14 protein-coding genes and 1 tRNA gene are annotated in these 17,153 nt (G+C 42.8%); 8 read left to right on the forward strand and 7 right to left on the reverse strand.

The features are described from left to right. Positions 1-18: 18 nt before the first annotated feature. A complete protein-coding gene (locus MUY27_RS13845; RefSeq protein ID WP_245130704.1) occupies positions 19-3,171 on the forward strand; it encodes an ATP-dependent helicase in 3,153 nt (1,050 codons plus the stop codon). Between the two features lie 43 nt (positions 3,172-3,214). Here the strand turns inward: MUY27_RS13845 and MUY27_RS13850 are convergent, their stop codons facing one another. The 4 genes from MUY27_RS13850 to MUY27_RS13865 form a co-directional block, all read right to left on the reverse strand. Continuing rightward, positions 3,215-3,661 carry a hypothetical protein gene (locus MUY27_RS13850; protein WP_245130706.1) on the reverse strand — a complete coding sequence of 149 codons (447 nt, stop codon included), beginning with the start codon at positions 3,659-3,661 and terminating at the stop codon, positions 3,215-3,217. 179 nt (positions 3,662-3,840) lie between these two features. Beyond that, the gene (locus MUY27_RS13855; protein WP_245130708.1) at positions 3,841-4,275 is read right to left on the reverse strand and encodes a hypothetical protein; all 435 of its coding nucleotides are present in this window, start codon (positions 4,273-4,275) and stop codon (positions 3,841-3,843) included. After that, positions 4,253-5,674, reverse strand: coding sequence for a hypothetical protein (locus MUY27_RS13860; protein WP_245130710.1), 1,422 nt, complete (start codon positions 5,672-5,674; stop codon positions 4,253-4,255). The genes MUY27_RS13855 and MUY27_RS13860 overlap by 23 nt, the downstream gene beginning before the upstream one ends. After that, positions 5,652-5,831, reverse strand: coding sequence for a hypothetical protein (locus MUY27_RS13865; protein WP_245130712.1), 180 nt, complete (start codon positions 5,829-5,831; stop codon positions 5,652-5,654). The genes MUY27_RS13860 and MUY27_RS13865 overlap by 23 nt, the downstream gene beginning before the upstream one ends. 164 nt (positions 5,832-5,995) lie before the next feature. On the opposite strand from MUY27_RS13865, the gene MUY27_RS13870 reads away from it, so the two are divergent. Continuing rightward, positions 5,996-8,110: a prolyl oligopeptidase family serine peptidase gene (locus tag MUY27_RS13870; protein ID WP_245130714.1), complete on the forward strand. Its 2,115-nt coding sequence runs from the start codon at positions 5,996-5,998 to the stop codon at positions 8,108-8,110. Between the two features lie 67 nt (positions 8,111-8,177). Here the strand turns inward: MUY27_RS13870 and MUY27_RS13875 are convergent, their stop codons facing one another. After that, a complete protein-coding gene (locus MUY27_RS13875) occupies positions 8,178-10,763 on the reverse strand; it encodes a DUF3857 domain-containing protein (protein WP_245130716.1) in 2,586 nt (861 codons plus the stop codon). Between the two features lie 137 nt (positions 10,764-10,900). On the opposite strand from MUY27_RS13875, the gene MUY27_RS13880 reads away from it, so the two are divergent. Genes MUY27_RS13880 through MUY27_RS13890 form a run of 3 tightly spaced genes read left to right on the forward strand, consistent with a single transcriptional unit; the run spans position 10,901 to position 12,059 of the window. Then, positions 10,901-11,230, forward strand: coding sequence for an ArsR/SmtB family transcription factor (locus MUY27_RS13880; protein WP_245130718.1), 330 nt, complete (start codon positions 10,901-10,903; stop codon positions 11,228-11,230). Between the two features lie 2 nt (positions 11,231-11,232). Continuing rightward, a complete protein-coding gene (locus MUY27_RS13885) occupies positions 11,233-11,673 on the forward strand; it encodes an SRPBCC family protein (protein WP_245130720.1) in 441 nt (146 codons plus the stop codon). Further along, positions 11,670-12,059: a VOC family protein gene (locus MUY27_RS13890; protein WP_245130722.1), complete on the forward strand. Its 390-nt coding sequence runs from the start codon at positions 11,670-11,672 to the stop codon at positions 12,057-12,059. Before MUY27_RS13885 ends, MUY27_RS13890 begins: the two co-directional genes overlap by 4 nt. Positions 12,060-12,133: 74 nt before the next feature. Here MUY27_RS13890 and der read toward each other — a convergent pair whose 3' ends face one another. After that, positions 12,134-13,435, reverse strand: coding sequence for a ribosome biogenesis GTPase Der (der, locus tag MUY27_RS13895; RefSeq protein WP_245130723.1), 1,302 nt, complete (start codon positions 13,433-13,435; stop codon positions 12,134-12,136). A gap of 251 nt (positions 13,436-13,686) precedes the next feature. Further along, entirely contained in the window at positions 13,687-14,565 is an 879-nt protein-coding gene (gene era / locus MUY27_RS13900) for a GTPase Era (protein ID WP_245130724.1), read from the reverse strand. A 147-nt stretch (positions 14,566-14,712) separates the two neighbouring features. Between era and MUY27_RS13905 the strand changes: the two genes are divergently transcribed. From MUY27_RS13905 to MUY27_RS13915, 3 genes are all read left to right on the forward strand, one after another. Next, a tRNA-Met gene (locus tag MUY27_RS13905) sits at positions 14,713-14,789 on the forward strand. A gap of 205 nt (positions 14,790-14,994) precedes the next feature. Further along, positions 14,995-16,200, forward strand: a complete 1,206-nt coding sequence (locus tag MUY27_RS13910) for a site-specific integrase (protein ID WP_338042677.1) — start codon at positions 14,995-14,997, stop codon at positions 16,198-16,200. A gap of 74 nt (positions 16,201-16,274) precedes the next feature. Beyond that, complete coding sequence (locus MUY27_RS13915; RefSeq protein WP_245130726.1) at positions 16,275-17,063, forward strand: hypothetical protein; 789 nt, start codon at positions 16,275-16,277, stop codon at positions 17,061-17,063. Positions 17,064-17,153 lie beyond the last annotated feature (90 nt).

Raw genomic sequence — 17,153 nt, forward strand, 5'->3', positions numbered from 1 at the left:
TAGTAACTTTACTGCCTGATGAAGCAAAATCTCGCCGAAAAGTACCTGGCTAAGTTTCAGGAAATTATGAGCGGCTTAAACTCCGAACAGTTAGCCGCGGTTAACAAAATAGACGGTCCCGTGATGGTGGTTGCCGGGCCCGGAACCGGGAAAACACAGATCCTCGCCGCACGTATCGGTAAAATCCTGATCGATACCGATGCCCGCCCCGAAGAGATTTTATGCTTAACCTATACCGACGCCGGCGCTGTTGCCATGCGCAAACGTTTGTTCGACTTCATCGGCCCGGACGCTTATCGCATCCATATCCATACCTTCCATGCTTTTTGTAACGAGGTAATCCAGGAGAACCTGGAATACTTCGGTAAGCTGAACCTGGAACCGCTAACCGATCTGGAATCGGCCATGTTGTTCCGCGAACTGATCGACGAGTTTCCGGACAACCATGCCTTGAAACGCTTTACCGGCGATGTTTACTTCGAGGCTTCGCGCCTGAAAAGCCTTTTTTCTGCCATGAAGAAAGAGAACTGGGATATGCCGATGATCGAAAAAGCGGTGAATGAGTACATCGACGATCTGCCCAACCGCGAGGAGTTCATTTATAAAAAAGGAATCCCATCAAAAGGTATCCAAAAAGGCGACCTGAAACAGAAAGATATTGACGCGGCCAAAGAGGTGATGAAGAAACTGCTGGCGGCCGTGGCCGAATACAGCAACTTCGAACGTAAAATGAAGGAACGCAACCGCTATGATTATGACGACATGATTATGTGGGTACTGCGGGCCTTTCGCGAGAATGAAGAAATTCTGCGTCGTTACCAGGAACGTTACCAGTATATCCTGGTAGACGAGTTTCAGGATACCAGCGGTGCCCAAAACGAACTGCTGAAATACCTATTAAGTTACTGGGAATCGCCAAACGTGTTTGTGGTGGGCGACGACGACCAGTCGATCTACCGTTTCCAGGGCGCGAACATGAAGAATATCCTGGATTTTGCCGGCGATTATTCAGACGTGCTGCATACGGTGATCCTTCGTAATAACTACCGTTCAAATCAATCCATCCTTGATATTTCGCGGACGCTGATCGATAATAACCGCGAACGACTAACGAAACAGCTTAACCTGGATAAAAACCTGGTGGCATCGCATCCCCGTTTTAACGAGCTTTCTGCCGACCCAGTAATCCTGGAATATGACAACCCCGACCATGAACTAGTAGACGTAGGTAACCGGATTGAGCAGCTGGTTCGCGAAGGTGTAGAACCTAACGAAATTGCGGTGATCTACCGCAACCATAACCAAGCAGAAGAGCTGATCCACTACCTGGATATGCGCAAGATTGCCGTGAACACGAAACGAAAGATCAATATCTTCGAATTGCCCTTTGGTGAAAAGATCATCAACATCCTGCGTTACCTCTCGCTCGAACTGGACTCGCCCTACAGCGGCGACAACCTGCTGTTCGAGATTATGCACTATGATTTCTTCGAGATAAAACCCGTAGACGTTGCCCGTGCCAGCATTGCCGTTTCTAAAGCCAACTACGGCGATTCGGTCAAAACTTCGTTAAGGCAGCACATTAGTGAGTTGGCATTACCGAAACAGCCCGGCCTTTTTGATGCCGTACATAATGCCGAAATGAAGCAATTGGTTACAGACATAGAAGCATTACTAAAAGTAGCCGTTAGCCTTAACCTGCAGCAGTTGTTTCAGCAGGTGATCGTAAAGATGGGTATACTGGCTTACGTGATGAAACAACCGGACAAAGGCTGGCATATGGAGGTGCTCACTAATCTTTTCAATTTTATAAAAGATGAAGCCCACCGTAACCCCGCCGCAAAGCTGCGCGATATAATCGCTACCATTGAACTGATGAAACGCAACGGCATCCGCCTGGACCTGAATCAGGTGATCTATGCGGCCAATGGCATCAACTTCCTTACCGCACACGGTTCTAAAGGGCTGGAATTCGAGCATGTTTTCCTGATCGGCTGTAACAAAAAGGTTTGGGATACCAAAGGCCGCAGCAGCAGCTATGCTTACCCGGATACCCTGATGCAGGCTTCGGCAGATGACATTGCTCAACGCGAAGAATCGCGCCGTTTATTTTATGTAGCACTTACCCGCGCTAAACAGCATCTGTATATCTCTTACCCGGCTAAGGACCGAAATGGTAAAGACCTGGAGTCTTCGCAATTTGTGGGGGAGATACTGGCCGAAACCAATTTGCAGGTACAGCATCCACATGTGAACTCCGAATCGCTGCTCAACTATTTTGCTACGCAATTCACCGAGGAAGATAAGCCGGTGCTCGACCTGCTGGATAACAACTATATCAATATCCTGCTGCAAAACTATACACTGTCCGTTTCACACCTGAATAATTACCTGGACTGCCCGCTGAAGTTCTACTTCCAGAACCTGATCTGCGTGCCGTCGGGATTAAGTCCTGCAGCAGCATTTGGTTCGGCTGTCCACCATGCACTGAACCGCTTGTTCCGTAAACTGAAGGATAATAACAATGAATTCATGCCGCTGGATGATTTCATGAAAGAGTTCCGCTGGTATATGTACCGCAACCGCGATCTGTTTACCGAAGAGGAATTTAAACGCAGGCTAAGCTATGGCGACCTGATCCTGCCTGCGTATTACGAATGGAACCTGCCGACATGGAATAAAGTAGCCGTTACCGAACGCAGTATCCGTAATGTGGTAATTGAAGGCGTGCCGGTAAAAGGCAACATCGATAAGATTGAATTTAACGGCAACCAGGTAACCGTGGTTGATTACAAAACCGGCAAGCTGAAGAATGCCAAAGACAAATTAAGACGGCCAGAGTTTGAAGGCGATACCGGCGGCGACTACTGGCGCCAGGGTGTATTCTATAAGCTGCTGGTAGATAATGACCGCACGAACGACTGGCAGGCCGTTAGCGCAGTTTTTGAGTTTATTGAACCTAAAGACGATGGCGATTATCACCACGAGAAATATGTGATCTCGCCGGAAGAAACCCGTCACGTGACGGATCAAATAGTAAACACGTACCGTAAGATCATGAACCACGAGTTTAATACCGGTTGTGGCAAGGCAGATTGCCAATGGTGCCATTTCGTTCGCACCAACTTTAAACAGCCCGGTAACATTATGGAAGTCAGCGAGGAAGGGTAACACCTCTCACTCAAATAAGGTATGAATTGATAGCGCATTACCACTAAAATACTATACGGTCATTTATCTCAACATGTTTTGTACTCCACGTACGATTGGAACTGTCTTTAAGGCAGACGTATATATCGTATTTATCTTGCAACTGATCCGCAGAAAGATTGTCGTTAAACAACAACGAAACATCTGAACTACGATATTTTGCATTAAACTCATTTTCTGTCAATGATTTTGAAAGAGTTAGAATTTTAGGTTTAAAGGCACGCATTTTTCCCCCTGTAGTTAAAATATACATTTCTCTCTTCATCTTTGAAGGTGATGTGCCGAATGTATAAACTTGTTTATTTAAACTTACGGATATTGCCTTCTCGTCTTGGTTGGGAAAAATAAGTAGAATGTCTTTTTTCGATTTACTGGAGCAATTAGACAGTACCAGTAAAGCTAGTAGTAACAAATTGTTAATGGCAATTTTTGTCCGCATTACTTCTCTCATTAAAAATGTCCGATTTAATTTTCTGCTTCTGAGCTTCAGGTAAGTAATCAAATTGGGTAGTATCCAATAGGCCTTCCCACGCTAACGAGCGGTAATAGTCCAAATCATGTAAATTACCATCAAATGATCGTAATGCTTTTGCAAATGGATCTATATAGAAATTACCAATGTATTCACCACTAAAATCTTAAGCGATCATATACTTCAACTCGTTTAACCGTCCACGTACGATTGATACTATCTTTAAGGCAGACGTAAATATCATATTGATCTTCCAACTTATTTTCGAGAATTCGGCGGTTAAACAACAACGAAACATCTGAACTATGATATTTTGCGTTAAACTCACTTTCTGTCAATGACTTTGAAAAAGTTAGAATTTTGGGTTTAAAGGCACGCATTTTTCCCCCTGTAGTTAAAATATACATTTCTCTCTCCATCTTTGAAGGTGATGTGCCGAATGTATAAACTTGTTTATTAAAACTTAACGATATTGCCTTCTCGTCTTGATTGGGAAAAATAAGTAAAATGTCCTTTTTAGCTTTATTAGAGCAATTAGATAGTAACAGTAAAGCTAATAGTAACAAATTGTTAATGGCAATTTTTGTCCGCATTACTTCCCTCATTAAAAATGTCTGATTTAATTTTCTGCTTCTGATCCTCTGGCAGTGCTTGGAATTGAGTTGTATCTAAAAGCCCTTCCCATGCCAATGAGCGATAATAATCTAAATCATGCAAATTTCCATCTAGAGATTTTAATGCTCTAGCAAAAGGATCTATATAAAAATTTGCTATGTATTCATGTTCATTAAGGTTAGGATCATCTGTGGGATCAAAATTTCTATACTGCTTCAATTTATCGAAAAAGTTTTGACTATTGCCTGAGTAGTGTATCGCCCGCTCGATGTATGCATGCATTGCTTCATGTATTATAGTTTGTGCGTTTTGCAACGCAGTTCTATTCGCATAATTATCAACATTAATGGTCACTCTATATTTTTGTCCACCAAAGAAACCAGTAATATCATCAGTAGTACCAGCCCAAGATGCATTGTCTACATGGCCTAAGTCAAATATAATATCGTCATCCTGAGAGAAAGTTGCGAATAAATTTGCGACTAATGAGGAGCCGTCCTGACGCCAGTCTGCGGACAATGCTAATAACTTCCCGTATACACATTGAAGCTTTTCATTTTGTTTAAAGGCATCCGTGAATTTGATGGTTTGTACTATCAAGGGACACCCGTTAATAACCTTTCCACCTTTATATTTTTGATCCTGAGGACAATCTGATCCAGGTCCTCCACTTGGATTGCTAGGCGTTCCACCGCCAACAATCGCATAATCGGCACCCGTAAGCCCTGAAAATCCTCCTCCAAAATCTCCGCCACCACCCACAGGAGTAGGAGAAAAATAACAGTGCCATTCCGAGTAGTCATAAGAAACATAGACAACATTTGTCGCCTTCGGTTTCTCACTGAAATTTACAGTTACCTGAACGTAAAAATCTTGCCTAATGCAATCAACTTCATTTAGCTTTTTAAAGCTGTTAACAATTGTTTTACCCATTGATCGGGCTGGTACATCAATTAATTTTGTTACTATACCCTCGACGTATTTAAAGCCCTTGGTATAATTTCCATACCAATCTTCGATAACTATATCACCACTAAATTTCTTTGTTTTTGACGTATCTATAAGATACGCTTCGTCCGGAAATTTTGTTACGAGTTCCACATGCTTTTCTTGCTTTTCATCTAAATAAAAAATGAGGTAAGTAAAATAAGCCATACGAGGCGTTCTTCGACCTGCTTTTAGATATAACTCTTTACCTGTATAAGCTACGGGAACAGTAACGTACTTCTGTTTCGATAACATCTCCTGTACGTAAGCACTATCAAATACAGGAGTCTTTTCAAGTAACTGCCTGAAGGTCTTAGCTGCAACATTTACAGAGCTTTTAGCATTCTGACTTTGCTTAGCTACTTTATCATCGAAAAACAAACTTTGCATCTGCAATCAAATCTTTGTTTGATTTTTGAGTTTCCGCAATAGATGTTTCCTGTTGGTGAAAGCTATCCTTTTTACAGCTGTAAACAATTAGAGAAATGGTTACTAAAGTGATAATCGTCCAAACGTAGATGGCGGCCTTGGTAAAGGTTTTCTTCATTGAGATGGTTAGGTTTTGCTGTTATACTATTTTAACATCTACAAGTTACATACTTTTTTTCAATTATTGAAGTCAGCGAGGAAGGGTAAGTATTGCTGGCTCAACAGCTTGCAAGTCTGCATTTTGGAAGTTATATTTACTGTCCGACCCCTAATTCAGCACTCATGAAAAAACTATTTTGCTTGTTACCTGCTTTGATAGCAACGGGTTTTACCTTTGCACAAACCATGAATTTAAAAAGACTACCCTACCCCGCCACTAAAAAGGGCGACGTTACCGATACTTATTTTAATACCACCGTCGCCGACCCTTATCGCTGGCTGGAAGACGACCGCTCTGCCGAAACTAAAGCCTGGGTGCAGGAGCAAAACAAGGTGACGTTTAACTACCTGGACCAGATTCCGTTTCGCCCGGCTATCCGCAAACGGTTAGAGACCCTTTGGAACTATGAGAAATTCGGCGCACCACATAAAGAAGGTGAATGGACCTATTACGGTCATAACAGCGGTCTGCAGAGCCAAAGCGTAATTTACCGGCAAAAAGAAGGGCAGCAACCAGAGGTATTTCTTGACCCGAACACGTTTTCTAAAGACGGCACTACTTCGCTGCAAGGATTGGATTTCAGTAAAGATGGCAGCCTGGCTGCGTTTCAGATTTCTGAAGGCGGCAGCGACTGGCGCAAAGTAATTGTGTTAAACACCGCCGATAAAAAACAAGTTGGCGATACGCTGCGCGATGTAAAATTCAGCGGTATTGCCTGGCATGGCAACGATGGTTTTTATTACAGCAGTTACGATAAACCCAAAGAAGGCAGCCAGCTAAGCGGCATGACCCAATACCACAAACTGTATTACCATAAGCTGGGCACGCCGCAAAGCAGCGATAAACTAATCTTCGGCGGCGAACAAACCCCTCGCCGTTATATCGGCGCTTACCTTACCGAAGACGAACGCTTCCTGGTGATTACCGCAGCTAACAGCACCACCGGTAACGAACTATACATCCAGGACTTAAGCAAGCCGAACAGCAGCATCGTAACGGTTGTAGGTAATTTTGATAACCAGCATAACGTGGTAGATAACATTGGCAGTAAGCTGTATATTTACACCAACCTTTACGCACCAAACTTCCGGGTAGTAACTGTTGATGCCGCCAGCCCTGAAGTAACGCATTGGAAAGACCTGATCGCGCAGACGAAAAATGCCCTGACCGTAAGCACCGGTGGCGGAAAGCTTTTTGCCGAATACCTGAAAGATGCGACTTCGCTGGTACAGCAGTATAACATGAACGGCAAGCTGGAACATGCAGTCGAGCTACCAGGCGTAGGTACAGCCAGCGGCTTCGGCGCTAAGAAAGAAGAAAAAGAGCTGTATTACACCTACACTTCTTACGTCTATCCACCCACTATTTTTAAGTATAACATTGCGAACGGCAAATCTGAGGTCTATAAGAAACCGGCCGTACAATTCGACCCGACACAGTATGAATCTAAACAGGTTTTTTACAAGTCGAAGGATGGCACCCAGATCCCGATGATCATTACTTATAAAAAAGGTACCGTGCTGAATGGTAAAAACCCAACCATGCTTTACGCTTACGGCGGCTTTGGTGTAAACCTTACCCCTGCCTTTAGCACCAGCAATATTGTACTGCTTGAACATGGCGGCATTTACGCCGTGCCTAACTTGCGAGGTGGCGGCGAGTATGGCGAAACCTGGCACCGCGCGGGTATTAAGTTGAAGAAACAAAACGTGTTCGACGATTTTATCGCGGCAGCAGAATATCTGATCAAGAACAAGTATACCTCTAAAGATTATCTGGCTATTTCCGGTGGTTCTAACGGTGGTTTGCTGATTGGCGCTGTTATGACACAACGACCCGACTTGTGTAAAGTAGCTTTCCCCGCGGTAGGTGTAATGGATATGCTTCGATATAACAAATTTACGGCAGGCGCGGGATGGGCCTATGATTACGGTACCGCAGAAGACTCTGAGCAGATGTTCAATTACTTGTACCACTATTCGCCGTATCACAACCTAAAACCGGCTAACTACCCTGCTACGATGGTTACCACGGCAGATCATGACGACCGGGTTGTGCCTGCCCACTCCTTTAAGTTTGCTGCAAGGTTGCAGGAAGCGCAGCAAGGGCCGGCACCTGTGTTAATTCGAATCGAAACAAACGCAGGCCATGGCGCAGGGCAATCCACCCAGCAGGTGATCAATCAGCAGGCCGACAAGTGGGCATTTATGTTCGCTAACATGGGGCTGACGTTTTAGAATAAAGACAACTGTTTATTCTAACCTAATTCAGGCACGAGCCCACCGGCTCGTGCTTTTTATTAGTTTAATTCTCTGCCTGACCGTCATTCCCTTCCTGGATTGGTACCGGAACCGTTTCATAACTGAAATTGGTAGGCGGATAAGGCACAATAAAGGTTTCTTCTACACGTACAGAACGCATAAAATAGGGTATCCAGATAGCTGCCGTTAATACAGAACGTATAATGGCAGCGCCTGCATCTGCTCCAAATTTCCCGTTACTTAATAAGTTGGCCGATAAGGTATAGTTCGCTATAATAAACACCGCACAATAGGTGTAAAAACCAATGATCGCTTTTGGCAGAATATCCCTGCGATTAACCAGCAGGATAAAGCAAAAAATGGCGTAACAAAGCTCTACCGTATTACCGAAAGCGGTAAAAAGTATCATAAAACGAAAGCCAAAACCCGACGATAAATGGCTGTTCCAGGTATGGACATCGAAAGGGCCGTTAGTGATAAGGGTGCTTAACACCAACAGTACGGTTAATGCCATCCCTATGGTGACCAGAATTAGCCATCCACCCAGCATTTTAAAGTTAGATCCGTAGGTAAACATAATTCCAGGTGTTTCGCGGGTATAAATTTTATAACCTGCAAACGCAGCTATAGCAGCAATGAGCAGAGTAAAAGCCAGCATCCACCAGTTCATTTTAAAAGAAATAGTAGAAACATCGGGCGTATAGTTGAAGGTGTAAGACAGATAGTCATTCTCTACCTGTTTAACATCTTTCTTATAACTGTCGAAATCCGCCACCGGCAAAAAGTCCTTCTTTGCGGCGTACTTATAATTCAGGTACAAGGTGTCACCTTTTGCCCATTGATGAGAATTGAATGAAAAGTACTTGTTGCTTAAGCTATTCTCCTTCTCGCCGATATTCCATCCCGGCAACACTACTTTAATCGTATAATTTAAATGGTACGGATAGTTGATGGAAATTGGCGCCCTTGCATCTGTTGCTACGTTAAGCAACTGGTTATCCACCATGTTAGCATAAAATGAGGCCTGGTACCTGCCACGCTCGGTACTATCGCGTGTAAAGAAATTGCTGATCTCGTAGTGCTCTATTGTTGTCAACTGATTAGCTGCGGGATTATCAATCACCGTCAGCGAGTCCTTTGCTTCGATATCCTTATAAATCTTGTTGTAGTACTTCAGATAGTTTTTTTCCGTCTCATCCCGGCTTTCGGAAGCGAGTTTATTGCGCATGTTGTCTGCATGATAGGATGTATAAACCGAACGCACATCCAGCTGAACCTTACCTTTTTCGTCCGGGACGGTATAAATTTCTTCATAAGATGTAGTGCCACCCTTCAGATCCGGCAAATCCGTAAGCGACTGATTACCGGCCTTTAATACCAGGCCTTTGCCATAATGCGGAAAATAAATATTGGTACCCGTTCCACGTTGGTAAGCTATAGTCGCATCTACCCAAACCTGCTTACCATTTACCATGGCAACCGCTACGGCATGGTCAAAAGCATTAGGTGTAGGAATATATTGGTCTATCTCCTTGCGAACATCCGAATTAACCAATACCATATACGCTTCAATATCATTCGCCCGAAGTATAGCGGCTAACAATAAGGCCTTATCCTTGCAATCGCCATAACGCTGCTTAAAAACTTTTTCCGGCGCATTGGCTTGGTGCGAATACTGGCCCATCTCTACGCCCATATAGCGAACCTCGTCTTGCACCAGCATTACTGCCTTGCGGAAATATTCCTCCTTATCGTATCCGGTTTGCTTTTTTAGCTGCGCTACCTTTGCTGCCAGGTCACCACTTAAGTGTTCGGGAACCTTGTTGATACCCAGTGCCCAGTCAGTCACTTCTTTCCAATTGTTATACTCGCTTATTTGCACACGGCCGTAAGGGTTATACCATCCCGGTGTATCGTTATAACTGATTACCGGCTGCACCTGGAAACCTTCCCATTCATAGTAATGTAAAGGACCGTTGTTAAATTGCTTTAATGGCAACTGTTTATTAAACCCTTTGACGTTAAGCTTACGCGACTGCGGACTAAGAATGGTTATATATTCGTGCGCAATGGCAGAGCTGCCATCGAAATAAATGTCTTTGAAAAATTTATTCTTAAAAATAGGATTACGCCCGGTAATAGTATAAGCATACTCTATACGGTCGCCTTTGCGAATATCATCTAGGATCAGGTAAGCAGAGTAAGTGCCCTGATAGATAAATTTAGACAGCTCTTTTTCATCGGCAATTATCTTAAACTTTGCCTCACGCAGGCGATCCTGTGGTTTGCCATCGCGCCAGATCACCAATTGGTGAAAGTCCAGCTTCTCGAAACTTGGGTCGAAGCCTACAGAAATTTCCGAAGCATTCTGCACACCAGCTTCTGAGACAATCTCGCGAATGTTGTGGTTATAGTCTGCCTCTTTCTCAACGTTAAACTGTTCCTCTATCAGCTGGTAATAATATCCGCCGTCAATCTGGCGGGCGGGTAACTTTTTATCGTAAGGTTTACTGGTAAGCAACCATTGTGGCTTTGCCGAAATAGTAACTTTTGGCGTTGAAGCGTCTGCAAAAGCGTAAAAAACAAGTAATAAACAGGCCGTGATAAAGGCAGGGACTTTCTTAAACATAACTGCTTTTAAATTAAACAGATTCTGCTTCCCTTCAAAATCTGTTAAGATTATTCATTCAGAAAAATATTCGAAAACCATTGCGTAACCAAATGGTTACACATATATTAGTAACCGGAAGATTACAAGTAATAAAAGTGAGAAGAGACGTATTCCAGGCCATAGCAGACCCAACCAGGCGAGCCATTATAAACATGGTAGCATATCAATCCATGAATCTGAACACAGTTGCAGAAAATTTTGATATTAGCAGGCCTGCTATTTCTAAGCATATTAAAATATTAACCGAATGCGGCTTGATTGTTATAAAACAACAAGGGCGCGAACGTTATTGCGAAGCTCACTTGCAGCAATTGCAGGAAGTAAACGAGTGGACAACTCATTTCAAAACCTTCTGGACACAGAAGTTAGATGCTTTAGAAAACTTTCTTGAGCAGGACACCAATAAACCAACTGAAAACAAATAATTATGGAAGCAGTACCCTTTGTTATCGAAAGACTTGTAAACGTCCCCGTGGGCCGGGTATGGCAGGCCATTATAAACCGCGAACAAATGAAGCAATGGTATTTTAACATCGCAGAATTTGAACCTAAAGTTGGCTTTGAATTTGAATTTGAAGGTGGCACCGAAGAGTGTACCTATCTGCATAAATGCGTTATCACTGCCGTAGAACCTAACCGCAAACTGAGCCACACCTGGCGATATGAGGGCTACGATGGCGAATCTGAAGTAACCTGGGAATTATTTGCCGAGGGTGACCAGACACGGGTAAAACTAACACATACGGGTTTAGAAACCTTCCCGCCGTTGAAAGACTTTGCAAAATCAAACTTCGAAGCAGGATGGACCTACCTTGTTGGTACCGCCATTAAAAATTTTGTTGAAAACACACCAGAACAAGCAAAATGAGCATCCAAATAAAACTGAGCAGTGTAATGGTTAAGAATCAGGAAACTGCAGCGCACTTTTACACTAATGTTTTAGGCTTTGTTAAAAAGCAGGACGTGCCAATGGGCGAGCATCGGTGGTTAACGGTAGTATCACCCGAAAGCGATGAGGTAGAGCTCTTACTGGAAGCAATGGCTTTTGCACCTGCACAAACTTTTCAAGCTGCACTTTATGAAGCGGGGATACCAGCTACCGGTTTTGCAGTTTCGGATATACAAGCAGAATACGAGCGTTTAAATCAACAGGGTGTTAGTTTTAAAATGGCACCGACCGCAATGGGACCAGTTACCATTGCAATTCTGGATGATAACTGCGGCAACTGGATACAATTGTACCAAATGAATTGATTGGACAAAGGATGTTTGGACGAAAGAAAACGATTTGTCATTTATCCTTTCGTCCATTGTCTTTTATCCTAAAATTATTTTTGCCTGAAGAAAATCTGGATCGGCACACCGCTGAAGTTAAAGTTTTCGCGCAGCTTATTCTCTATAAAGCGGCGGTATGGTTCTTTAATATATTGCGGCAGGTTACAGAAAAAGGCAAACATAGGTGCCACCCCGCTAATCTGCGTCACGTACTTAATCTTCACGTGCTTACCTTTTAATGCCGGCGGCGGATAGTTTTCAATAATCGGCAGCATTACATCATTAAGGGTACTGGTTGAAACCTTCTTGCTGCGGTTGGTGTAAACCTGATTAGCGGTTTCAATCACCTTCATAATCCGTTGCTTTTCATGAACCGAAGTGAACACGATGGGCACATCGGTAAACGGCGATATCTTTTCGCGGATCTGTTCTTCAAAAACTTTAATGGTTTTGCTGTTCTTTTCGATCAGGTCCCACTTGTTCACCACAATCACAATCCCCTTCTTATTCTTCTCGGCAAGATGGAAGATATTGATATCCTGAGATTCCAGCCCCTCCACGGCATCAACCATCAGGATCACTACGTCTGCTTCTTCCAGGGCTTTGATGGTACGCATCACAGAATAAAATTCGATATTTTCTTTCACCTTGGTTTTCTTACGTAAACCGGCGGTGTCTACCAGCATAAAATCGTGCCCGTACTGGTTATAGTGGATATGGATGCTATCGCGTGTGGTACCGGCAATTGGGGTTACAATGTTACGCTCCCTGCCGATCAACGCATTGATCAATGACGATTTACCTACGTTAGGGCGACCAACAATGGCGTATTTAGGTAAAGTATTCTCTTCAACGGGGACATCCTCGAACGTCTTGACCACTTCGTCCAGCAGTTCGCCAGTTCCGGAACCCGTCATAGACGAGATGGTATAAATTTCGCCCAAACCAAAGCTGTAAAAAACGCTCGAATCAGCCAATAAAGCATTGTTGTCCACCTTATTCACGACAACAAATACCGGTTTTTTGCTTTTGCGTAGAATGGACGCAATCTCGTCGTCAAGGTCGGTAATGCCTGTAGTCACATCAACTATAAACAAGATACAGGTAGCTTCTTCAATAGCAATTACTACCTGCTCGCGGATGGCGGCTTCAAAAACATCATCACTTCCGGCCACATAACCGCCGGTATCCACCACGGTGAAAGGATGGTTTGTCCACTCGGCTAAGCCGTAATGACGGTCGCGGGTAACACCGCTCATGTCATCTACAATGGCCTTACGGGTTTCCGTCAAACGGTTATATAAAGTCGACTTCCCCACATTCGGCCTGCCGACGATCGCTACAATATTGCTCATACTTGTATAGAATCAAGAATCAAGAGCCAGGAAAAACAAGACTTTATCTTTTTCCGACTGCCGATTCTACTTAATTATTATTTACAAACCAGAATTTTTACCGGCTTTTGTTTCTGAGTTGCGAGTTGTAGGTTGCGTGTGAAAACCACAATGCAAAAAACAGCTCCAACTTATAGTTATTATAATCTCTATGCAGATTTTAGCCTAGCAAATTACTCGAAACTTAAAAACTCGTAACTCGCTACCAAAAATCAGTCCTCGTACCCGAACTGTTTCAGGTAATTTTTCTTACTGCGCCAATCCGGAATCACTTTTACAAACAACTCCAGGAAGATCTTCCGCTGAAAGAATTCTTCCATACTCTTACGTGCATAGGTACCTACGATCTTCAGCATCTCACCGTTCTTTCCGATCAGGATGTTCTTTTGCGAATCGCGCTCGACGATGATTTCTGCGCTGATTCTATGTAAGGTATCCCCCTCTTTAAAGCTGGTGATGATCACCTCGGTGCTGTAAGGAATTTCCTTTTGGTATTGCTTGAACACCTGCTCGCGGATCATTTCTGAAGCAAAGAAACGATCGTTACGGTCTGTCAGGAAATCCTTTTCATAATAAGCCGGATGCTCCGGCAGATTATCCACGATAAAATCCATGATCGACTGGATATTATGCTTATGCAAAGCAGATATCGCAAAAATAGCCTTTGGCTGAAGTTTTTCCTGCCAATAAGCAATCTTTTGTTTCACTGTCTCCTCATTGCTTTGGTCGATCTTGTTCACCAGGATGGCCAACGGGGCTAATGATCCCTGCAACCTTTCGATCACGTCGCTTTCATCATGCTTCTCGTTCACGTCGGTCATGAGCAGGATCAGGTCGGCATCCACGATGGAACCATTTACCTGGTGCATCATGCTTTCCTGCAGCGGATAGGCTGGTTTAATTACGCCAGGCGTGTCTGAAAACACAATCTGGTAATCCTCTGTATTGACGATCCCTAAAATTCGGTGGCGGGTAGTTTGGGCTTTAGGCGTAATGATAGACATGTTTTCGCCCACCAAAGCGTTCATTAAGGTAGATTTCCCTGCATTGGGTTTACCAATTATACTCACAAAACCGGCCCGGTGACTCATTTAGAAAATATTTTAATTTTTTATTTGGAGTACAAAGAAACGAATTATATCTTTGCAGTCCAATTAAAAACAAAAGCAACTTGCATTTGTAGTATTGGAGGAACAGATTTCCGGAGGTTATGGCCGGAAAGTTCAAAACAAAAATAGTGCGGGATGGAGCAGTTGGTAGCTCGTCGGGCTCATAACCCGAAGGTCGTAGGTTCGAGTCCTGCTCCCGCTACCCAGGAAGCCTCTGATGAAAATCAGGGGCTTTTTTATTGGTTTAAATGCAGATTTTGTGTTTAACCCAGACAAAGCAAACCCTGAAAGAGGTACAGCCCGAGGTACACAAAACACCTCCGAGGTACACTTCTTAAATCTTGTAACTATCTGTTTTACAGTAAGTATTGCCGTCAATCCGATTTATTCATTTTAAATCGGTACAATCAAGTGGTACACAACATTCACATCCTGTTCTTTCTGTACAGGTCAAAGACAAACGAAAAAGGCACAATGCCCATCTTCTGCAGGCTTACATTAAATGGTAAACGTAAGCAATTCTCAACAGGCTTCTTTCTTAAAGAGTCCAACTGGAACGGACAAACACAACGTTATCGCGGCACCTCTGTCGATGCTCAACATGTTAACTCCGGGCTTGAATCTATCCGTGTTCAACTTATAAAGGCTTATAACGCAATCGCTAAGGAAGGTTCAGTCTTTACTGTAGAGCAAGTATATAATCGCTTTGCAGAGAAGGACAAAGAGTACAAAACACTGCTGCAGGCCTTCGAATATCACAACGAGAAGATGAAAGAGTTGGTAGGGAAGGATTACGTTAAAGCGACCTATGACAAATTTGTAGTAATACAAAACCACGTAGAAGAGTTTATTAAGTGCGAATATAAGCTTAGTGATTATCCCCTGTCAGAAATCAAACTAAAGTTCCTGCACGACCTGGACCACTACCTCAAAGTCACCAAACGCCATAACCAGAATACGATCAATAAAGTTATTGAGCGGGTTAAGAAAGTTATGAAGATAGCTGTAGGTAATGGGTGGATTGTATCAGACCCGTTCGTGCTTTATCAAAAGAAGAAGTATGTTAAAGAGGTAGTGTTCTTAAGTAGCATCGAGTTGAAGAAGCTTGAGACACATAAGTTCGCACAAGACCGCTTAGAAGCGGTTCGTGACTGCTTTATTTTTTCTTGCTACACGGGGCTAGCTTATAATGAAGCTTCTCAACTTAGTACGGATCATTTGCAGTTAGACGATAACGGATTGCTTTGGATTGAAATGATAAGACAAAAGACACAAAGACCAGTATCCGTACCCGTATTACCAAAAGCAATGAAGGTACTTAAGAAATATGGCTATCCTGGCAAAGAAGGTTTGCTATTGCCCGTTATCTCAAACCAGAAAATGAACAGCTATCTTAAAGAGGTGGCTGAAGTAGTTGGAATAGGTAAACATCTTACACATCATATTGCGCGTAAGACCTTTGCATCAACCGTGCTACTTAATAATGATATACCGGTTGAGATAGTATCGTTTCTGCTAGGGCATAGTAAAACGACCACAACTGAGCAGCACTACGCCAAAGTGGTCAAGGACTCTGTTATAAGGCATGTCAGGAACTTAAATAAGAGACTAAAATAGTTTATTGAGCAGAGTGAAGTCACTCTGCTTTTTTTTATTATTACTCGATTACGCTTAAATAATTCTCAGATGTCATGCGAAAACCTAAAATCGACAAGGATAAAAAAGTTTATATAGAATTAGAAATCGTTCCATCTCTGTTGCTAAAAACCTATGAAATCGATAAAACGCAAGAAAATGTATTTGGCTTTATAAATTCTTATAATAAGTCTGGAAAGACGTTAGTGAATTACTATCCGATAAGGAAAGATTATTTTGATAACCTTTCAGCAGCAGAAAACTTTATTAGAGGTATTTCCGATATTTTGACTCGGCATATTAAACTAAGGCAGAACATTGATATTCATTTAAACCACCTGCTTGTATTTACTACATACTTCAGTGAAAAGTTTATGTCATTGGTTTCGTATAGTTCTGACATTGTCTCATATAATGGTTTAATTACAGCTTACAAAGCAATAGTTAGTTCGATTATTAATGTTGAAGAGCTAAAAATCACAGTTAAAATTAAAAACAAGGCTGAACCTATAAAATTATACTTCAACAACAACTCCAATGGCGCGCCCGATGTGATTAGCAATAAGAAGTCATTGTATCAAACTGCCTTTGAGCCTAACAAGGCTCATCCGGAACAAAACAAAGCTTTGGGGCTTATGCTATACCAGATGTTCAACTATCTGAAAAATAATAAAGTAGAGTTTAAAAGAATTCTTCACGGGGATCGGGCAGTTTACCTGTTTCTTTACGATTTTGTAAAATTCTTAGGCGTATACGAGCCGTCAAAAAGAGTTTCAAACGGAATAGAACAAGTTTCCGACGATTGGGAAAAGATTAAATGGCTCATAGAGAAATCTTTAGCATAAGTTAATAAGTTCTGATTGTTGGACTTTCTAACTCAACTATCGCTTTGAGGGCGTATTAGCTTTGTAAAAAGACAGAGTAGGCCTACTCTC

The sequence above is a fragment of the Mucilaginibacter straminoryzae genome (assembly GCF_022953055.1).
GTDB classification, from domain to species: domain Bacteria; phylum Bacteroidota; class Bacteroidia; order Sphingobacteriales; family Sphingobacteriaceae; genus Mucilaginibacter; species Mucilaginibacter straminoryzae.